Origin of the sequence: Mycobacterium asiaticum, from assembly GCF_001668675.1 — a bacterium.
Lineage (GTDB): Bacteria > Actinomycetota > Actinomycetes > Mycobacteriales > Mycobacteriaceae > Mycobacterium > Mycobacterium asiaticum_D.
Map to the genome: position 1 here is coordinate 1 of NZ_LZKQ01000003.1, position 2,134 is coordinate 2,134.

2 pseudogenes are annotated in these 2,134 nt (G+C 68.4%); one reads left to right on the forward strand and one right to left on the reverse strand.

The annotated features are described in order from the left end of the window. A pseudogene (locus tag A9X01_RS00100) lies at positions 1-1,836 on the reverse strand (type I polyketide synthase); the annotation flags it as partial. On the opposite strand from A9X01_RS00100, the pseudogene A9X01_RS00105 reads away from it, so the two are divergent. Further along, positions 1,829-2,071: pseudogene (locus A9X01_RS00105) on the forward strand (beta-ketoacyl synthase N-terminal-like domain-containing protein); the annotation flags it as partial. The pseudogenes A9X01_RS00100 and A9X01_RS00105 overlap by 8 nt on opposite strands. Positions 2,072-2,134: the final 63 nt, after the last annotated feature.

The following is a 2,134-nucleotide window of genomic DNA, read 5'->3' on the forward strand; positions in this document are numbered from 1 at the left end:
TCCGCCATCGGGGCGCTCCACCACCGCCCCCAACATTGCATGCCCGGCGCCGGCCACTCCGAGGCCGTCGGCGTCGGCGGCGGTGGATCCGCCGCCCAACCAGAATCGCCGTCGCTGGAAGGCGTACGTGGGAAGGTCGACGCGGCGCCCACCCGCACATACCGACCGCCAATCCACCTGCACGCCGGCGACATTGGCCTGACCGATCGACAGCAGGAACCTCGTTGGCCCGCCGTCGTCGCGCCCGAGGGAAGGGATAACGGCGGCATCCGGGACGGTCTCTTCGATTCCGGCGATCAACACCGGGTGCGGACTGGATTCGATGAACACCCGATGGCCCGCCGTGGCGGCGGCGCGCACCGCCCGGTCGAATTGCACCGTCTGGCGCACACTTTGGTACCAGTAGTCGGCGGTCAGTGCGGCGGTGTCCATCAATTCACCGGCGACAGTAGAGAAGAACGCCACCGGTGCGGAGCGGCCAGCGATACCGGACAGCGCTTGGATCAATGGCTCACGGATACGGTCGATCTGCGCGGAATGCGAGGCATAGTCGACTTCGATCCTGCGCGCGCGAACGCTTTCTGCCTCGCACCGCCGCTCCAACTCGTCCAGAGCCGCCAACTCACCGCTGACGACCACTGCCGAAATACCGTTGATCGCAGCGATACCCAACCGGTCACCGAATCCGGTCAACAGCTCCTCGGTGCGTTGCAGGCCGCATGCCAGCGATACCATGCCGCCGGCGCCCGAAAGTTGTGCCAGCAATTGGCTTCGTAACGCCACCACCCTCGCGGCGTCCTCCAAAGACAGCGCGCCGGCGACGTATGCGGCGGCGATCTCACCCTGGGAGTGTCCGATGACCGCGTCGGGCACCACACCGACCGAACGCCACAACTCGGCCAGCGACACCATTACCGCCCATAGCACCGGCTGAATCACGTCCACCCGGTCCAGCCCGGGGGCGCCCGGGACTCCCCGCAGCACATCGGTCAACGACCAGCCGAAGTATTCGCCGAGCGCTTTCTCACAAAGCCGCATGTGGTCGGCGAAAACCGTTGAGTCGTCCAAAAGTTCAACGCCCATGCCGACCCACTGGGAACCTTGACCCGGGAAGACGAACACGGTTCGGTCGGCGGCATGGCCCGTACGGCCGACCACGACACCGGCTGCCGGTTCGCCTGCGGCGAGCTCGCTCAGCCCGGCAACCAGCTGCGCGCGGCCCGCCCCGACAATGACGGCACGGTGCTCGAACGCCGACCGCGTCGTGGCCAGCGACCAGCCGACGTCGATCGGATCCAGCTCCGGGTCGTCGGTTACCCGAGTGAGCAGTCGCTGTGCCTGACCGGTCAGCGCGGCCGGGGAGCGGGCGGACAGTACCCACGCGGTGGGCGTGTTCGTATCCCGCTCGGCAGGCGTTGCCGCCGCCGCGGGCGGCCCCTGTTCGAGGATCACGTGCGCGTTCGTCCCGCTGATTCCGAACGACGAGACACCCGCCCGCCGGGGGCGTTGATGCGGCGGCCAAGGCCTTGCCTCGGTAAGCAACGACACCGCGCCCGCGGACCAATCCACATGCGGCGTAGGCGAATCCACGTGCAAGGTCTTGGGCATCACCTCGTGGCGCATCGCCAGCGCCATCTTCATGACCCCGGCCATTCCCGCCGCCGCCGAGGTATGTCCCATGTTCGATTTGATCGAACCCAGCCACAACGGCCGATCGGCAGGCCGGTCCTGCCCGTAGGTCGCCAACAACGCTTGGGCCTCGATGGGATCCCCGAGCGTGGTCCCGGTACCGTGCCCCTCGACCAGATCGACGTCAGCCGATCCCAGCCGGGCGCTGTCGCCCGACGGGCGGTGCAAGGCCTATGCGGGCGCCGCGGACGGCACCGGGTTCTCCGAGGGCGCGGGCGCACTGGTCGTCGAGCGGCTGGCCGACGCACAGCGCCTCGGCCATCCGGTGCTGGCCCTGATCCGCGGGTCGGCGGTCAATCAGGACGGCGCATCGAACGGTCTGGCGACCCCGAATGGCCCCTCGCAACAACGGGTGATCCGGGCGGCGCTGGCCAGCGCCCAGCCGACGTCGATCGGATCCAGCTCCGGGTCGTCGGTTACCCGAGTGAGCAGTCGCTGTGCCTGA